This window comes from Streptomyces fradiae ATCC 10745 = DSM 40063 (assembly GCF_008704425.1).
Taxonomy (GTDB): domain Bacteria; phylum Actinomycetota; class Actinomycetes; order Streptomycetales; family Streptomycetaceae; genus Streptomyces; species Streptomyces fradiae.
Genome location: NZ_CP023696.1, coordinates 5,455,672 through 5,473,005, shown reverse-complemented (window position 1 = coordinate 5,473,005; position 17,334 = coordinate 5,455,672). Strand labels below are relative to the sequence as shown.

The 17,334-nt window shown below is 75.8% G+C and carries 15 protein-coding genes and 2 riboswitches; of the genes, 10 read left to right on the top strand and 5 right to left on the bottom strand.

Going from position 1 to position 17,334, the window contains the following annotated elements:
• Positions 1–43 precede the first annotated feature (43 nt).
• Positions 44–784, top strand: coding sequence for a dienelactone hydrolase family protein (locus CP974_RS24115; RefSeq protein WP_031129430.1), 741 nt, complete (start codon positions 44–46; stop codon positions 782–784).
• Positions 785–824: 40 nt separating this feature from the next.
• Here CP974_RS24115 and CP974_RS24110 read toward each other — a convergent pair whose 3' ends face one another.
• The 5 genes from CP974_RS24110 to CP974_RS24085 form a co-directional block, all read right to left on the bottom strand.
• The gene (locus CP974_RS24110; protein ID WP_031129432.1) at positions 825–1,091 is read right to left on the bottom strand and encodes a metal-sensitive transcriptional regulator; all 267 of its coding nucleotides are present in this window, start codon (positions 1,089–1,091) and stop codon (positions 825–827) included.
• A 302-nt stretch (positions 1,092–1,393) separates the two neighbouring features.
• Positions 1,394–1,987, bottom strand: coding sequence for a rhodanese-like domain-containing protein (locus CP974_RS24105; protein WP_031129433.1), 594 nt, complete (start codon positions 1,985–1,987; stop codon positions 1,394–1,396).
• A 123-nt stretch (positions 1,988–2,110) separates the two neighbouring features.
• On the bottom strand, positions 2,111–3,499 hold the full coding sequence (locus tag CP974_RS24100; RefSeq protein ID WP_031129434.1) for a rhodanese-like domain-containing protein: 1,389 nt from the start codon (positions 3,497–3,499) through the stop codon (positions 2,111–2,113).
• Between the two features lie 360 nt (positions 3,500–3,859).
• Positions 3,860–4,378 carry a hypothetical protein gene (locus CP974_RS24095; RefSeq protein WP_031129435.1) on the bottom strand — a complete coding sequence of 173 codons (519 nt, stop codon included), beginning with the start codon at positions 4,376–4,378 and terminating at the stop codon, positions 3,860–3,862.
• 573 nt (positions 4,379–4,951) lie between these two features.
• Positions 4,952–5,989: a helix-turn-helix transcriptional regulator gene (locus CP974_RS24085; RefSeq protein ID WP_031129436.1), complete on the bottom strand. Its 1,038-nt coding sequence runs from the start codon at positions 5,987–5,989 to the stop codon at positions 4,952–4,954.
• A gap of 306 nt (positions 5,990–6,295) precedes the next feature.
• On the opposite strand from CP974_RS24085, the gene CP974_RS24080 reads away from it, so the two are divergent.
• The 9 genes from CP974_RS24080 (at position 6,296) to CP974_RS24035 (ending at position 17,322) form a co-directional block, all read left to right on the top strand.
• On the top strand, positions 6,296–7,213 hold the full coding sequence (locus CP974_RS24080) for an NADP-dependent oxidoreductase (RefSeq protein WP_031129437.1): 918 nt from the start codon (positions 6,296–6,298) through the stop codon (positions 7,211–7,213).
• A gap of 220 nt (positions 7,214–7,433) precedes the next feature.
• A riboswitch (cobalamin riboswitch) is annotated at positions 7,434–7,666 on the top strand.
• 357 nt (positions 7,667–8,023) lie between these two features.
• On the top strand, positions 8,024–9,094 hold the full coding sequence (locus CP974_RS24075) for a GHMP family kinase ATP-binding protein (RefSeq protein WP_224354484.1): 1,071 nt from the start codon (positions 8,024–8,026) through the stop codon (positions 9,092–9,094).
• Positions 9,091–10,263 carry a cysteine synthase family protein gene (locus CP974_RS24070; protein WP_078915400.1) on the top strand — a complete coding sequence of 391 codons (1,173 nt, stop codon included), beginning with the start codon at positions 9,091–9,093 and terminating at the stop codon, positions 10,261–10,263. Before CP974_RS24075 ends, CP974_RS24070 begins: the two co-directional genes overlap by 4 nt.
• Positions 10,260–11,585, top strand: a complete 1,326-nt coding sequence (locus CP974_RS24065) for an ATP-grasp domain-containing protein (RefSeq protein WP_078915401.1) — start codon at positions 10,260–10,262, stop codon at positions 11,583–11,585. The genes CP974_RS24070 and CP974_RS24065 overlap by 4 nt, the downstream gene beginning before the upstream one ends.
• Positions 11,578–13,164 (top strand): MFS transporter, encoded by a 1,587-nt coding sequence (locus CP974_RS30455; RefSeq protein WP_223844566.1) that lies wholly within the window; start codon positions 11,578–11,580, stop codon positions 13,162–13,164. Before CP974_RS24065 ends, CP974_RS30455 begins: the two co-directional genes overlap by 8 nt.
• On the top strand, positions 13,161–13,907 hold the full coding sequence (locus CP974_RS24050) for a class I SAM-dependent methyltransferase (RefSeq protein WP_031128296.1): 747 nt from the start codon (positions 13,161–13,163) through the stop codon (positions 13,905–13,907). Before CP974_RS30455 ends, CP974_RS24050 begins: the two co-directional genes overlap by 4 nt.
• A gap of 91 nt (positions 13,908–13,998) precedes the next feature.
• Positions 13,999–14,180: riboswitch (cobalamin riboswitch) on the top strand.
• A 30-nt stretch (positions 14,181–14,210) separates the two neighbouring features.
• Entirely contained in the window at positions 14,211–15,254 is a 1,044-nt protein-coding gene (locus CP974_RS24045) for an ABC transporter substrate-binding protein (RefSeq protein ID WP_031128298.1), read from the top strand.
• A 161-nt stretch (positions 15,255–15,415) separates the two neighbouring features.
• A complete protein-coding gene (locus CP974_RS24040) occupies positions 15,416–16,462 on the top strand; it encodes a FecCD family ABC transporter permease (RefSeq protein WP_051838865.1) in 1,047 nt (348 codons plus the stop codon).
• Positions 16,463–16,533: 71 nt separating this feature from the next.
• Positions 16,534–17,322: an ABC transporter ATP-binding protein gene (locus tag CP974_RS24035; protein WP_031128301.1), complete on the top strand. Its 789-nt coding sequence runs from the start codon at positions 16,534–16,536 to the stop codon at positions 17,320–17,322.
• Positions 17,323–17,334: the final 12 nt, after the last annotated feature.

Sequence of the window (17,334 nt, the reverse complement as noted above, 5' to 3'; positions counted from 1 at the left end):
ACACCGGCCGGACCGGGCTCGGTGATCACTACAGTCCGGCCCCATGACGACGACGATCACGGCGCGCACGGTCGAGTACCCGGCGGACGGTCTGACGATGGTCGGGCATCTCGCCCTCCCGGCCGGTGCCGGCCGCCGGCCCGCGGTGCTGCTCGGACCGGAGGGCATGGGGCTCGGCGACGTCGAGCGCCGCCGGGCCGACGCCCTCGCCGAGCTGGGATACGTGGCGCTGGCCTTCGACCTTCACGGCGGCCGCTATCTGGGCGACCCGGAGGAGATGCTGGCCCGTTGCCTGCCGCTGCTCGCCGACCCCGACCGGATGCGGGGCATCGGCCATGCGGCGCTCGACGTGCTGCGCGCCGAACCGCGGACCGACCCCGACCGGATCGCCGCCGTCGGCTACGGCACCGGGGGCGCCGTCGCGCTGGAACTCGGGCGCGACGGCGTCGACCTGCGCGCGATCGGGACGGTCAACGCGACCACCACGGGCCGGCCGGGGGAGGCGGCGCGCATTCGCTGCCCGGTGTGGGCGGGGGTCGGGTCGGAGGACCCGATCATGCCGCCCGCGCGATGGAACGCCTTCACCGCCGAGATGCGGGCCGCGGGCGTCGACTGGCGCCTCACGGTCTACGGCGGCGCCTCGCACGCCTTCCACCACCCGCCGGTCGACCACCCCACGGTCCCCGGCGTCGGCCACCACCCGCAGCACGCGCGGCGAGCCTGGCGCGACGTCGTCGCCCTGCTCGCCGAGTGCCTGCCCGTGACGGGGGATCCGGGGGCATGACCCGCGTCCCGCACCGAGGAACGCGCGGGATGCCGCGCCGTCAGGCGAGGGTGAGGAAGAGCTTCTCCAGCTCCTGCTCGCTCATCGGGGGCGCGCCCGCCTCGCTCTCGGCGAGGCACTGGCGCATCCCGCTGGCGAGGATCTTGAACCCGGCCCGGTCGAGGGCGCGGGAGACCGCGGCGAGCTGGGTGACGACGTCCTTGCAGTCCCGACCGGCCTCGATCATGGCGATGACGCCCGCGAGCTGCCCCTGGGCGCGCCGCAGCCGGTTGAGGACCGCGGAGGCCGCTTCTTCTTCCACCTTCACCGGTTCCTCCGATCCACCGACCTTGTACGGTCAGAATACCCCAAGGGGTATGTGTCCCGATTCACGGGCATTCGTCCGGACTTGCCTGCGCGCCCCCGAATCAGCCCGCGTACGCCGATCCGGCCGAGGCCATCAGGACGGACCGGCCGCGGACCGTCCCGGATCGACGCGGAACGCCACCGGACCCGGCTCCCGCCCGCCGGACCCGCCCGGCGGGCGGGAGCCTACCGGGCCGGGCCCGTACGGCCCAGGCGCGCCCACAGGATGGACGCACCCGCGACCGGAGCCGGGCGGCGCGCCGCTCAGGGGCGGTCGCGCAGCGCGGCGACGACGGCGCGGATGTCGGTGCGCGGGCCGCGGTTGTACGGCAGCTTCGACAGCAGCATGCCCATGGCGCAGGTGTTGCTGAGCGCGGCGAAGGTGAGCCCCGCGCCGATGGCGGTGCCGACCAGGTGGGCGCCCGGCACGAAGATCCCGGTGACACCGCTGACGAGCACGATGGAACCGGCGACGAGCCGCACCTGGCGCTCCAGGTCCCAGCGCGCCTCGCCCCGGTTGACGGGGGCGCCGGCGGCTTCCCAGGCCGTCATGCCGCCGTCGAGGACGCGCAGGTTGGGCAGGCCGGCCTCGGCCAGCGCCTGCTCGGCCTGGGCGGCGCGGGCGCCGGAGCGGCAGACCAGGACGACGTCCTCGTCGAGGTGGGCGAGCAGTTCGCCGCGGTGCTCGCGCAGGGTGTCGAGCGGGACGTTGTAGGAACCGGGGATGTGGACCGTGCGGAACTCGCCGGGGGTGCGCACGTCGAGCACGCGGGGGGCGTGCCCCGCCTCCATCTGCTGCCGCAGGGCGGCGGGGGACAGTCCGGCGGCGCGGGCGGCGTGGGTGGCGTCGGTCGTCATGAGGACTCCATGGGGTGGTGCGGTACGGGGCGGGGGGTGGGGGTACGGGAGGGGTTCGCCGCGCCGGGCGGGTGCGTCCGCCGCCCGGCGCGGGACGGGCGGGCCGCCCGGCACGGGGTCCGCTCAGGCGGCCGGGGCGGGGGCCTGAGCGGCCCAGGCCGCGTAGCCGCCGAGGATGTCGGAGACGTCGGTGAACCCGTGGTGGCGCAGCAGGCTCGCGGCGATCGAGGAGCGGTGGCCGCCCGCGCAGTGCAGGACGAGGGGCCGGTCGCGCGGGATCTCGTCGAGGCGGCGGGGCAGCTCGCCCAGCGCGATGTGCAGGGCCCCGTCGACGGCGCCGTGCTCGGCGCGCTCGCCGCAGTTGCGGACGTCGACGACGACGGGCGGGGTGTCGCCGTCCAGGGCGGCGCGCACCTGCGCGACGGTGAGCCGGCTCGCCGGGGCGACCTCCTCGGCGAGGGCGGCCAGGGCGTCGTCCGGGGAGCGCAGGTAGCCGCCCACGCGGTCGAAGCCGATCCGGGCCAGCCGGGTCACGATCTCCTCCTCGCGGTTCTGGTCCGCGACGACCAGCAGTTCCGCGTCGGCGGGCAGGACCGTTCCGGCCTGCTCGGCGAAGCGCCCGTCGGCCGGGATGTTGAGGGCGCCGCGCAGGTGGCCGGCGGCGAACGCCTGCGGGTCGCGGGTGTCGACGACGACGGCGCCGGCCGCGCGGCGGGCGGTGAACTCCTCGGCGGTGAGCGGGCGGGGCGCGGCGGCCGGGTCGAAGAGGGCGCGGTCCTGGCGGTTGAGGGCGGCGTCGTAGCCGAAGTAGCCGGGGGCGGCGGACTGGCCGGCGGTCACGATCGCCACGAACTCGTCCCGGCTCATCGGCCGGCAGGCGTAGTTGGTGGCGCGCTGGGCGCCGATGGTCGACTGCCGCTCGGTGGAGAGGTTCTTGCCGCAGGCGGAGCCGGCGCCGTGGGCGGGGAAGACCCGCACCTCGTCGGGCAGGGCCATCAGCTTGTTCTGGACGCTGTCGTGGAGCATGGCGCCGAGTTCCTCGGCGGTCACGCCGACGGAGGCGAGCAGGTCGGGGCGGCCCACGTCCCCGATGAAGAGGGCGTCGCCGGTCAGCACGCCGTACGGGACGGCGTCGTCGGCGCGCTCGTACACCAGCACGCTGATCGACTCCGGGGTGTGGCCCGGCGTCTCCATGATCTTCAGGGTGACGTCGCCGAGGCTGACGGCCTCGCCGTCGGCGAGCGGGCGGATCGGGTACTCGGTCTCGGCGCGGCGGCCGTAGCCGATCCAGGCGCCGGTGCGGGCGGCCATCTCCAGGTGCCCGGCGACGAAGTCGGCGTGGAAGTGGGTGTTGATCACTCCGACCACGGTGAATCCGCGCGCGTCGGCGTCCGCCAGGTACTCGGCCACGTCCCGGCGGGGGTCGACGACCACGGCCTTGCCGGTGGTCTCGTCGGCGATCATGTACGACGCCTGGGAGAGGCAGTCGAGGTAGTACTGGGCGAAGAACACGGAACGAACCTCCATGGCGTACGGGTCCACTATACCCAGGGGGGTATGAACGGGTCCGAAAGGGAGCCGGACCCCCGAACGGGTCCGGCAGCGCGGAGGGAGATGCCGGGCGACTCCGGGACCGGCACCCCGCCGGACCGGGCGACCCGAGCCGCCCCGCCCGGCGGGGAAGCCCTCCGGCCCCGCGTGCCGCGAGCACCCTCCTCCGAATACCCCGTGGGGTATCACGCCATCGACGGTAAAGGCTCACCCCCGCTCGCGTCAAATACCCCCCCGGGTATAACCCGCCCCTTTCAGGCCACCCCGTACGACCACCGGACCGCGCCGAAGCCGCCGGAGGGCCGACCTCCTCTGCGACCCTCAGCAACCCGCCTCGCTGCCGCCGTCCACGTGCGTCTCGACACCGATGGAGTACCCGGCACCGGTCGCGGAGTGGGAGCGGCCCCCGAGGCCGTCCTCCATGAGGCTCTCAGCGGTGAGGGGGACCACCCACAGGGCCATGCCGTCCCTGACGAAGCACAGGCCGTCGGGCCCTGCCGCGCCGTCGGGCTCCCATCCGTCCCGAGCCGCCGCCTTCCGGTAGTGGGCGGCCACCTCGACCCGCGTACCGGGGAAGGCGTACACGCGCTCGGCGTGGACGACGACCTCGCCGCTGTCCGCCCGGCAGCCGGCGTCGACCTCTTCGAAGCCCCGGGCGGGAGTGGCCCCGTCCGGCCGGGAGCCGAGGATGCCGAGCGCCGCCAGCTCCTCGAGCCTGGCGGCCGTCCCCTCGCAGTCCCGGGTGAGTTCCAGCAGCGTGCACCCGGTGAGCGTCGCGGCCGCGAGCACGGACGCCAGGAGCAGGGCGGTCGGGCGGACGGCACCTGTCGGTACATGCACATCGGGCTCCATGCGGCAGGCCGCGGCGACGAAGCCGCCGGGCGGGGACGCTGTCCGTGCCCGAACCGAAGCGGGCACACCCCGTTGTACCAGCGGCCGCCCCCTGACTCGCACCCCTCCCGCGCGCGGCGTCGCGACGCGATCGCGTCCTGGGCCGGGCCCCCGGAACGCGCGGCGAACATGCCGGTCGGGACCATCAGGTCCTCGGCAGGAAGGACGAGGACCAGCGCCCGACGGCACACGGGCGCTCGATCCCCAAGCTCGTTGCCGTCCGAGCCCGCGCACACAGGCGCCGGCACACGCCGGGCCTCACCCTCCTGCCCCGAGGCGGAGCACTGCCGGCAGACGCCGCAGCGCACATCCGCATGGCCCGGCCCTCACGCGACCTCCGGGCGGCTGAACGCCTCTGGGTCTCGGGCCTCGGTCTCGACGTGCTGTACCGGCACACGCCGGACGGTGCCCCCGGCCGGAGTCCGCCGCTGATGGTCGGCCGGCCCGACGCCGGCTCGAATTGCGGGCGGGCACCCGCGTCCCGCCGTGCGCGTGGACAGCACCGGCAGACGGCCGTCGGGGTCATCGGCCGGGCGGCTCGGCGGCGGGCTCGGCCCGGTACTCGGCCGTCCAGCTGCCGAGCAGGCGCAGGGCGGCGTCGGCGTGCTCGTCGGGAGCGGTGAAGACGACCAGGGACCAGCCCTCGTCGCCGGGGAGCGCGAGCGTCTCGTACGTGAGGTCGAAGGTGCCGACCACGGGGTGCCGGAAGCGTTTGGCCCCGTACGACTTCTCCCGCACCTCCTGCGCCGCCCACAGGTGGCGGAAGTCCTCGCTGCGGCGGGACAGTTCGGCGACGATCCGGGCGGGCCCCGCGTCGCCGGGGCGCCGCCCGGCCGCCAGGCGCAGGAAGGCGACGGTCTGCCGGGCCACGTCCGCCCAGTCCGGGTACAGCTCGCGGGCGACGCCGTCCAGGAAGACGTGCCGGGCGAGGTTGAGCGGCGGCCTGCGGTCCGCTTCCCGGTTCGGGCCGCCGGCGGGGCCGCCGCCGACGGGGCCGCCGCCGGCCGGGGCATCGGCCGGAGCCTCGGGCGGGCCGCCGGCCGCACCCGCAGGCGGGCCGCCGAGCAGGGCGTGGCCGAGGGGGTTGGCCGCGAGCACGGTCATCGCCGGGTCCAGGACGTACGCCGGGACGGCTCCCACCGCAGCCAGGAGCCGCCGCAGCCCGTCCCGTACCCGCGCCTCCCCCGCTGCCCCCGCCCGTACGCCGGCCCCGGTGCCGTCCGGTGCCGTGACCGGGGACGGCCTCCCACCCGCGGGCGTGCCACCCGCGCGTCGCCCGGCCGGGGCCCGGTGGGCGAGGTCGTACAGGTGGGCGCGCTCGGTCGGGTCGAGCCGCAGGGCGCGGGCGAGGGCGTCCAGCACCGCGCCGGAGGGGTTGCGGGCGCGGCCCTGCTCCAGGCGCGTGTAGTAGACGGCGCTGACGCCCGCGAGACCGGCCACCTCCTCGCGCCGCAGCCCCGCGACACGGCGCCGGTCGAGGACCGGGAGCCCGGCCCGCTCCGGGGTCACGCGGGCGCGACGCGACTTCAGGAACGCGCCGAGTTCACTGGCTGGGTGCATGCGCGCCAGTATGCGCGGCGGGCACGGCGCCCCGCCTGTCCCTGCGGGTACCCCCCTTCCCGTGACGGCCCCTCCCGTCGAGGCCCGCGCGCCGGGTACTCGCGGGGTGGTGGCTCCGCCTCCGCCGGGCGGCGAGGGTGGCGGAGGTGCGGCGAACGGACGTCGCCCCGCGCCGCCCCGCCCCGACCGGCCGGGCGGCGCTCATCCGGTGCTCCGCCGATCCGCCGATCCGCCGCGCTGCTTCCCGGCCGTGCGACCGGCGGGCGGAGGGGCGGTGGTCCAGGGCAGTGAACAGGAGCTGTTTCGATGCGTGCGGTGGTCTTCTCCCGGTACGGGGACGAGAGCGTTCTGGAGCTGGTGCGGCGGCCCGCGCCGGTACCCGCCGACGGGGAGGTCCTGGTGGAGGTCAGGGCCGCCGGGGTCAACCCGGTCGACTGGAAGCACCGCGAGGGCGCGGTGCGGGCCGACCGGCCGTTCCCGCTGGGGATGGGGTGGGACGTGGCGGGCGTGGTGCGGGCCACGGTGCCGGGCGGCCCCGCCGTCGGCGAGGACGTGTACGGGATGCTGCCCCTGCCGTACGGCGGCGCCTACCAGGAGCTGGCCGTCCTCCCGGCCGCCGCCGTGGCGCCCATGCCGGCCCGGCTGACGTACGCGCGGGCCGCCGCCGTACCGCTGGCCGCCCTGACGGCGTGGCAGGCGCTGGAGGCCGCGGGGGCGCGGTCCGGCACGCGGGTCCTGGTGCACGCGGGCGCCGGCGGGGTCGGCCACTTCGCCGTCCAGTTCGCCCGCCACCTGGGGGCCCGCGTGTCCGCCACCGCGTCCGCCCGCAACCTGGACTTCCTGCGCCGCCTCGGCGTCGACGAGCCGATCGACCGCGCGGCGGGCGGAGGGACCGCCGGTGCCGCCCACGACGGCGCGTACGACGTCGTCCTCGACACCGTCGGGGGGCCGGTGCAGCACGCGTCATGGCGGCTGCTGCGCCCCGGCGGCACCCTCGTCACCCTGCCGGAGCCCGTGGACGAGGCGCACCGCCTCCCCGGCGTCACGGCCCGGCGCGTCATCGTCACCCCGGACGGCGAGGCGCTGCGGCGGATCGGCGCGCTCGTCGACGCGGGCGCCGTGCACGTCGAGGTGCAGTCGGCGCTGCCCCTGGAGCAGGCGGCGGAGGCGCACCGCGTGAGCCGGGAGGGGCGCGTACGGGGCAAGCTCGTCCTCACTCTGTGAGCTGTCCGAACTCCGCCTCTCGGAACCGCCGACCTCGGCGGCCTCCGAGAGGGGCCTCGGCCGCCGGGCGCATCCACGCGGCGCCCGGCCGCCCCGGCCGCCCCGGCCGCCCCGCCGCCCCGGCCGCCCGGAGCCACGGGCCTCACGTGCCGCCCTGTGCCGACCGATCGCTTCCGGACAACCGGCGACCCTCCCCTGCCGTACGCGCGCGGGCCGCCCTACCCTGATCGGTGCAGTCGGTTCGCGCCCCCTGTCCGACCGGTTCGGGGCGGCGCGACGCAAGAGGGAACCCGGTGCGAATCCGGGACTGTCCCGCAGCGGTGAGTGGGAACGAAAGCCGTCACCAGCACTGGGCCCCGGACGGGCCTGGGAAGCGACGGCCGGTAGGTGCCCACCGGTGATCCGGTGGGCGAGCCCGCGAGTCCGAAGACCTGCCCACTGCGCCCGCACCCGTGTGCGGGCAGTGCACGGTGACCCCGAGGACTGGGTCGGCGGTACGGACGGCTGCGCGGCGCGTGCCGCACCCTGCCTCCCTCCCGGTCCGCTCGGGGCTCGGGACCAGGAGGAGGACGCGTCCGTGACCACGCGAGCTACCGCCACCCGCGCCGGGTGCCGCGCCCACCCCCGGGCGGACCGGGCCGGGCGGTGCTGACACCCGCCGGGGCCACGCCCCCTGCCGGTGCCCCATCGACCGGGGCGCCGACGGCGGCCGGGCCCACGACCGGGGCGTCCTCCATCGGTGCGGCGGCCGGGCGGCCGTCGGCTGGGACGGCACGCACCATGGCGGCACCGCCCGGACCGGCACGCACCATGGCGGCACCGCCCGGACCGGCCTCCACCAAGGCCGCACCGCCCGGACCGGCCCCCGCCCGAGCGGCCGCCCAAGCTCGTACCGCCCAGGCCCCCACCGCCACCGCCCGACCGGCCGCCACCCGAGCCGCGCCCGCCCCGGCACCCCCCGCCGAGGCGGCCGGGCCCGCGCCCGCCTCCGCCCCCGCGCCCCGCGAGGCGCGGCGCCCGCCCGGCCGGACCGTGTCCGGTGTCTGCCACGGCACCCTGGGCGAGCTGTACCAGGGCCCGCTGCGGGCGGGCCCCGTACCGGACATCGCCGTCGTGTCCTTCCCCGTGGAGCGCCACTCCTGGGTGCACTTCACCCCCGGCGCGCACCCGCCGAACCCGCTGCCCCTCGGGAGCAAGTCCGCGACGGCCGCGCGGCTCTTCCTGGAGCACTTCGGGCTCACGCTGCCGCCGGGCCGCTGGAGCGCCCACTCCGACCTGCGGGTCGGCGTGGGGATGGCGAGTTCCACCGCCGACATCGTGGCGACCCTGCGCTGCCTGTTCCGCCTCTTCGCCCTGCCCTACGACCCGGACGTGGTCCTGCGCGTCCTGGCGGCGATCGAGCGGGCGGACAGCGTCTTCCTCGACGAGTTCGCGCTGCACCTCAGCGGCGGGCACCGGGTGGTCCGCCGGCTCGGCACGGAGATCGGCTTCCACACCGCCTACGTCACCGAGCCGGGCACGGTCGACACCGCCGCCGTCACCGGCCCGCTGCTGCGCCACTACCGGCGGCGCGGCGACGAGTACGAGCGGTGCCTCACCGACCTGCTGAAAGGTTTCTCCACAGGCGACCCGGCCGCCGTCGCACGGGCGGCCACCACCAGCGCCGCCCTGTCGCAGGACGTGCTGCCCAAGGCGTCGTTCGACCATGTGCTCGCCCACCGCGAGCGGTTCGGCGCCGACGGCGTCTTCGTCGCCCACACCGGCTGCCTGATCGGCTACCTCTTCACCGGCCGCCCCGACGCCGGCCTCAAGTCGGAGCTGTCCGCCTTCTTCCACTCGCTCGGCCACCAGTGTTCCTTCGCCCAAGGAGGCTACGGGTGATCCACCCCCACATCGCCGACGCCCTGAAGGTCCCCGCCCTCGTACGGCTCGACGACCGCATCGTCCTGATCCGGTTCGAGTCGATGAAGATCTACTCGGCGCTCGCCGCCGTCCGCCACCTCCTGGACCGGGGAGCGGTCCGGCCGGGGCAGACCCTGGTCGACAGCTCCAGCGGCATCTACGCCCACGCCCTGGCGCTCGCCTGCCACCGCCACGGCATGCGCTGCCACATCGTCGCGTCCACCACCGTCGACACCACCACCCGCGCCCAGCTCGACATCCTCGGCGCCACCGTGGAGCAGGTCAGGCCGTCCCGGAACCTCAAACTGGACCAGGAGTTACGGGTGCGGCGGGTGGAGGAGCTCCTCGCCGAGCACCCCGACTGGCACTGGATGCGCCAGTACCACGACGACGTCCACTACCTCGGCTACCACGAGGTCGCCGACCGGATCGCGGCCGCGTTCCCGGCGACCCCGCTGACCGTCGTCGGAGGGGTCGGCTCCGGGGCCTCCACGGGCGGCCTCGTGGAACGCCTGCGCGCCGGCGACCCGTCCGTGCGGCTGGTGGGCGTCCAGCCCTTCGGCAGCGTCACCTTCGGCAGCCAGGACCACCACGACCCGGAGGCGATCATCGCCGGAATCGGCTCGTCCATCCCCTTCGGCAACGTCCGCCACCACCTCTACGACGCCCTCCACTGGCTGGACTTCACCCACGCCATGTCCGGCACGGTCGCCCTCCTGCGCGACCACGCCGTCTTCGCCGGGCTGTCCACCGGCGCCGGGTACCTGGCCGCGACGCACGAGGCCCGCCGCCACCCCGACCGGCTGCACCTGGTGGTCGGCGCCGACACCGGTCACCGCTACGTCGAGCGGGTCTTCGCCCGCCACACCGAGGCCCTGGACCCCGCCGCGCTGAAGCCGGTCGAGGTCTCCGCGCCCGAGGAGATGTCCATGCCCTGGTCCACGATGGCCTGGCGGCGCGCGGCCCGCCCATCGACCACGTCCGAACCCGCGACCACGACCACGACCACGCCCGGGACGGCGAAGGCGGCCCCGCCCGGGACGGCGGCGCAGACCCCGCCCGGGACCTCGACGCCGATCCCGTCCCCGACCGCGACCGCGACCGCGACCGCAGCCCCGTCCCCGACCGCGAAGGAGCACGCCGCATGAGCGTCGCCTGCCTGGAGTCGCTGACCTTCGGCCTCGGCCACCTGGTGCGGGCCGCCGACGTGCTCGGCGAGCGGCTGGTCCTGCTCACCCGCGACCCGTCGTACTACACGTACGAGCTGGGACGGCTCCCGGCGGACGCCCTCGACGTCGTGGAGGTCGACACCTTCGACGTGGAGCGGGTCGCGGACGTGCTGCGCCGCACTCCCGACCTGCGCGGCCTGATCAGCTCCACCGACACCTGGACGCTGGTCGGCGCGGAGCTCGCCGAGCGCCTCGGCCTGCCCGGCCTCGACCCCGCCGTGCTGCGCCTGACCCGCGACAAGGCGGCCGTGCGCGACCGCCTGTACGGCGCGGGGCTGACCCGCGGACGGGCCCACGAGGTACCGGAGGGGCGGGAGCCGCTGCGCGAAGTGCTGCTCAAGGAGGCCGGCCTGCCCGCCGTCCTGAAGGACACGGCGGGCACCGGCAGCCAGAACGTGTGGCTGGTCCGCGACGGGCGGGAACTGGACGCGGCGCTCGCCGAGGCGGCGGGCCGGGAGCTGAAGGGGCGGCTGTTCGCGGAGCCGTACTTCAGCGGGCCGGTGTACAGCGCCGAGACCCTCACCTGGGCGGGGCGGACCCGGCTGCTGGGCGTGTCCAGCCGGCTGATGTCCCCGGAGCCGTACTTCCGGGAGGAGATCACCGCGTTCCCCGTGGCCTTCCCCGAGGCGCGGCGGGCCGGACTGGAGCGGTGGCTCGGCGAGGTCCTGGCCGCGATCGGCTACACGGACCGCTTCGCGCACGTGGAGTTCGTGCTGACCGCCGACGGCCCGGAGGTCGTGGAGGTCAACCCCCGGATCGGCGGCGCCCTGGTGGGCGAGGGCCTGTGCCGGGCGCTCGGCGTCAACGTGTACGAGGCCATGGTCGAGGCCGCCCTGGGCCGCCGCCCCCGGCTGATGGACGCGGACCTGCCCGGCGGGCCCGCCGTCGCCTTCGTCCTAGGCTACCCGGCCGAGCCCGGGGTGTTCACCGGCGTCGCCGGGCTGGACCGGCTGGCGGGGATGCCGGGCGCCCCGGCCTGGTACCCGGTCAGGTCCGTCGGCGACACCGTCGAGCACCTGGCCGACAGCCGCGGCTACGCGGGCATCGTGTACGCCGAGGCCGAGACCGCCGAACTGGCCACCCACCGCGCGGTGGCGGCGGCCAACGCGGTCCGCGTACTGACCGAGCCGCTGCCCGCGGGGCCGCCGTCCGGTGAGCCTCGCACGGGCCCGCACCCGCACCCGGACCAGGGCCCGCACCAGGACGCCGAGCCCACCGCCCGTGGGGCGTCCGGTGGGTGAACGCCCCTCGGGCAGGCGGCCCCGGACGGGCCTGCGGGCCGCGCTGTCCACCCTCGACGGTCCGCTGCGCTTCCTGCTGCTCAGCTCGTTCCTGATCCCGCTCGGCAGCTTCATGGTCCTGCCGTTCATGTCGGTGTTCCTGCACGAGCGGCTCGGGATGGGGCTCGGCGCGGTCGGTGTCGTCCTGGCCGTGGCGTCCCTGGTGCAGTTCTCGGGCGGGGTCGTGGGCGGGGCGCTGGCGGACCGGATCGGGCTGCGCCGCACGATGGTGTGGGCGCTGGTCGTCCGCACGGCCGGGTTCACCGGACTCGTCCTGGCCCTGCGCTGGCCGCCGCTGGCCGTCGCGGCACTGGTCCTGACGTGCTGCGGGGCCGCGCTGTACCTGCCCGCCAACAAGGCGTACCTGGTGCGGAGCGTGGACGACGAGCGCCGTCCGGCGTTCCTGTCGGCGGGCAACGCCGCCCTGAACGCGGGCATGGCCGTGGGGCCGCTGGTCGCCGGGCCGTTCGTCCTGTCCTCGCCCGGGTGGCTGTTCGTCGCCGTGACGGCGCTGTTCGCCCTGGTCACGGTGGGCCACATCCGGCTCCCCACGGCGGCGGAGGACCGGGAGGGGGGCGGGCCCGACGGCCGGGGCCCACAGGTCGGGCCGGCCGGCCCCGACGACACCGACAGGCCCGACGGACCCGAGGACGCCGACAGACGGAACGGCCGCGGGGAGACCGCCCCGCAGGACGGACGCGGGGCAACCACCGCACAGGACGGACGAGGGCGACCCGTCCCCCAGCCGGGGCTGGACCGGCGGGGACGCCGGACCCGCCGGCACCGGCCGGGCCGGTGGGCCGGGGAGGCGGCCCTGCCGTTCGCCGCCAACGCGCTCGCCTTCTACCTCTACTTCCACTTCCAGCACTTCCTGGCCGTGTACACGGTCGAGCGGGCGTCCAGCACCTTCTACAGCCTGGTGCTGCTGCTCTGCTTCACCCTGGTCATCGTCGTCCAGCCGCTCGCGTCCGGCCTGATCCGGCGCATGCCGTACGCGACGGCCCTCACGGTCGGCTTCGCGGGCCTGGCGGCGGGGCTCGCCGTGCTGGCGGTCGGCACCCGGCCGGCGCTCCTGGCGGGCGGGGCGCTGATCACCCTCGGCGACATCGTGCTGTTCCTCAAGAACGACCTGGAGGCGCTGCGCCGCAGCTCCCGCTCGGACGCCGTGGTGTTCGGCAGGCAGCGGCTGGCGGCCGGGCTCGGTGCCTGCGCCAGCGGCCTGGTGGGCGGGCAGCTCTACGGGCTCACCGCCGGCCACACCGGCTGGTTCTGGCTGCTGGCCGCGGCGCAGTGCCTGGCGCTGCCCCCGATCCTTCTGGCGCTGCGCGGGCGCACGCGCCCCACCGGCACCCTCACTCCCCCGCACACCCACTCCCGCCCCACCCCGACCACCACCCCTTCCCCCTCCCCCTCCCCCTCCCCCTCCCCCTCACCCTCACCCTCACCCACCCCGACCCTCACCCCTTCCCCGCCATCCCTCCCCTCCCCCTCCCCCTCCCCCTCTCCCACGACGACCCGAAGGAGCACTGAGCGCGCATGACGCACACGGGCGGGTTCCAGGACGACGACTTCTGGACCGAGTTCCACGACTTCCTCTTCTCCGAGCAGCGCCACGCGCAGGCCGAGCAGCTGCTGGACACCTCGCCGCTGCTGTCCTTCCCCGCCGGAGCCCGGGTGCTGGACCTGTGCTGCGGCCCCGGTGTGTTCACGGTGCCGCTCGCCCGCCGGGGCTTCGACGTCACGGGGGTGGACCTGAGCCCCGCCATGCTGGAGCGGGCGCGGAAGCGGACGGCCGACGCCGGGGCGGAGGTGACGTACGTACGGGCGGACGCGCGCGCGTACGAGGCGCCGGGGAGTTTCGACGTCGTCCTCAACATGTTCACCTCGTTCGGGTACTTCGAGGACCCCGCCGACAACGCCCGCGTGCTGCGCACCATGTACACCGCCCTGCGCCCCGGCGGCACCCTCGTCCTGGACCTCGCCGGGAAGGAGCTGCTGGCCGGCAGGGTCACCCCGCCCAAGGTGGTGCGGCGCGGCGACGACGTGCTCGTGCAGACGGACACCGTGCTGGACGACTGGGCGCGGTTGCGCAGCGACTGGGTGCTGGTCCGGGGCGGGCGGGTGACGCGGGCCACCCTGGTGTGGTTCGTGTACAGCGCGGTCGAGCTGCGGCGGATGGCCCAGGAGGCGGGCTTCGGCCGGGTGGAGGTCTTCGGCGGCTTCGACGGCCGCCCCTACGACGAGAACGCCGAGCGGCTGGTGCTGCGGGCGGTCCGGGAGTGACGGAGTGACGGGGCGCCGGCGGGCACCGGGGCGTGAGCGGATGGGGGCGCGCGCGGGCGGGGCCGCACGCCCTTTTGACCTGGACTCGGCGGATCGTAGGATCAACAGGTCATCGCCGCGACGGGGAACAGGAAGCCGGTGCGAATCCGGCACGGTCCCGCCACTGTGACCGGGGAGTGCACCCTTCGACACGCCACTGCGCGCCGCGCGGGAAGGCAGGGGGAGGAGCGTCGATCCGGGAGTCAGGACACTGGCCCGTCGCGGGCCCGTTCCGAGGAGCGCGGACTCCCCAGGAGGCTTCACGTGTACGACGGCATGTCCCGTCCCCCCCTGCCCACCCCTGCCCGCGGGCGCCACGGCCTGCGCGCCGCCGCCGCGGCGCTCGCCCTGTCGGCGGCCCTGCTCGCCTCCGGCTGCGGCACGTCGCAGACCGCCGCCCAGGAGAAGGAGGCGGCGGCCCCGTCGGCCGTCGGCTTCCCCGTCACCATCGACAACTGCGGCGTGAAGACGACGTACGACAGGCCGCCCGCCCGCGTCGTCACCATCCACCAGCACCCGGCGGAGCTGCTGCTCTCCCTCGGCCTGAAGGACCGCATGGTCGGCACCGCCTTCCCCGACTCCGCCGTCCTGCCGGAGCTGCGGAAGGACTACGCGGCGATCCCGGAGCTGGCCAAGCGGGAGCCGTCGTTCGAGACGATCCTGGAGGCGGAGCCGGACCTCGTGTACGGCGGCTACGGCAGCGCCTTCGCCGACAAGGAGGGCCGCTCCCGCAAGGCGTTCGAGGACGCCGGCATCGACACCCACCTGAACCGCGAGTACTGCGGCGAGAAGCGGGTCACGATGGAGGACACGTACGAGGAGGTCCGCACCGTCGGCCGGATCTTCGGCGTCCCGGACCGGGCGGACCAGCTGGTCGCCGATCTCAGGGCGCGGGTGGGCAGGGCCACCACCGCCGTGCGGTCCGCGCCGAAGGTCCCCGTCTTCGTGTACGACAGCGGTGACAAGAGCGCCTTCACCGCGGGCGGCAAGAGCCTCGGCACCGAACTGATCCGGATGGCCGGCGGGGAGAACGTCTTCGCCGACCTCGACGACGTCTTCGGCGACGTCTCCTGGGAGCAGGTCGTCGAGCGCAGGCCGGAGGTCATCGCGATCTACGACTACGCGGGCACGGGGAGCGTCGAGCAGAAGAAGGAGTACCTGCTCGCGCAGCCCGCGCTGAAGGACGTACCGGCCATCAGGAACAAGCGCTTCGTCGTCCTGCCGCTGACCGCCACCCTGGTCGGCGTGCGGTCCGCGTACGCGGTGGAGGACCTGGCGCGGGGCATCCACCCCGAGAGCTTCGCGTGACGGCCCCGGCCACCGGGACGGGATCGGCGGCCGGAGCGAAGACGGGGCCCGGCGCCGGCAGCGCCCCCGCCCCCTCCGCCGCTGTCGAACACACCGCCCCCTCCCCCACCGTCGAACGCACCACCACCCCACCGACGGCACGCCGGCGCGGGGACGGGCGGGTGGGCCCGGCGGGGCTCGCCGTCACGCTCGCCGTCCTCGCGGCCCTGCTGCTGGTCTCCGTCACGGCGGGGCTGGCCATCGGCTCGGTGTCGGTCCCGCCCGGCCAGGTGTGGGGCATCGTGACGCACGCGCTGGGCGCCGACTGGGTGCGGCCGGACTGGTCGGGAGCGCGGGAGACCATCGTGCTGGACGTACGGGCGCCGCGCGTGCTGCTCGGGGCGGTCGCGGGCGCCGGACTGGCCGTGGTGGGCACCGCCCTCCAGGCCCTGATCCGCAACCCGCTCGCGGAGCCGTACCTGCTCGGCGTCTCCTCGGGGGCGTCCCTGGGCGCCGTCGTGGTGATCGTCTTCGGGGTGTCCCTGTTCGGGGCGCTGTCGCTGTCGCTGGCCGCGTTCGCGGGGGCGCTCGGCGCGCTGCTGCTGGTCTACGCGACCGCCCGCACCGGCGGCCGGATCACCTCGTCGCGGCTCGTGCTGTCCGGGGTGGCCATCGCCGCGGTGCTCACCGCCGTACTGGACGTGGTGCTGCTCACCACCGACCGGGGCAACGAGGCCCGCACGGTCCTCGCCTGGACCCTCGGCGGCCTCGGCGGGGTGAACTGGGCCTCCCTCTGGCTGCCGAGCACCGCCCTGCTGCTGGGCACCGGCACCCTCATGGTGCAGGCCCGCAACCTCAACCTGCTGCTGGCCGGGGAGGAGGCGGCGACCACGATGGGGCTGGACGTGGCCCGCTTCCGCGCCCGCATGTTCGTGCTGCTGTCCCTCGTCACCGGCGTCCTGGTCGCGGCGGCGGGCCCGATCGGCTTCGTCGGCCTGATGCTGCCGCACACCGTCCGCCTCCTGGTGGGCGGCGACCACCGCCGCGTCCTGCCGACGGCCGCGCTCGGCGGCGCGGTCTTCCTGGTGTGGGCGGACATCGCCGCACGGGTGGTCGCCGCGCCGATGGAGATCCCGGTGGGGGTCCTCACGGCGCTGTGCGGCGGCCCGTTCTTCCTGTGGCTGATGCGGCGCGACGCCCGGCGCTCCGCGGAGGGAGGAGGCGCGTGAGGACACCCCCCGCGAAGGAGCGGCAGGCGAAGACCGAACCCCACCACCGACACACCGAGGAACAAGGGCGCATGAGCGGAACGGACCTGCTCGTCGACGGGGTCACCCTCACCGCCGGGGCGCACCGCCTGGTGGAGGACGTCTCCCTGACGGCACGGCCGGGCGAGGTCGTCGGCCTGGTGGGGCCGAACGGCAGCGGCAAGTCGAGCCTGCTGCGCGCCGTGTACCGCGTCCTGCGCCCGTCGGCGGGCCGGGTCGGGATCGACGGGGCCGACGCCTGGTCGCTGCCGGTGCGGCGGCTGGCCCGGACGGTGGCGGCGGTGGTCCAGGAGTCGGGCGCCGCATTCGACCTGACGGTGCGGGAGGTCGTCGCGATGGGCCGCACCCCGCACAAGCGGCTGCTCGACGGGGACACCCCGCAGGACGCGGACCTGGTCGAGTCGGCGCTGGCCGCGGTGGACGCCACGGGCCTGGCGCACCGCCCGTTCGACCGGCTGTCGGGCGGGGAGCGCCAGCGCGTGCTGATCGCCCGCGCGCTGGCCCAGCAGCCGTCCCTCCTCGTCCTGGACGAGCCGACCAACCACCTGGACATCCGCCACCAGTTGGAGGTGCTGGGCGTACTGCGCGGCCTGCCGGCGACGGTCCTGGTCGCCCTGCACGACCTCAACCTGGCGGCGTACTACTGCGACCGCCTGTACGTCCTGCGCGACGGCGGGGTCACGGCCTCGGGCCCCCCGGCGGAGGTCCTGACGCCCGCGATGCTGGCGGACGTCTACGGCGTGACCGCCGAGGTCACCATCCACCCCCGCACCGAAGCCCCCCAGGTCACCTTCCTCCCCCCGCCCCCCGGCCCCGTCTGACACCGCGCATCC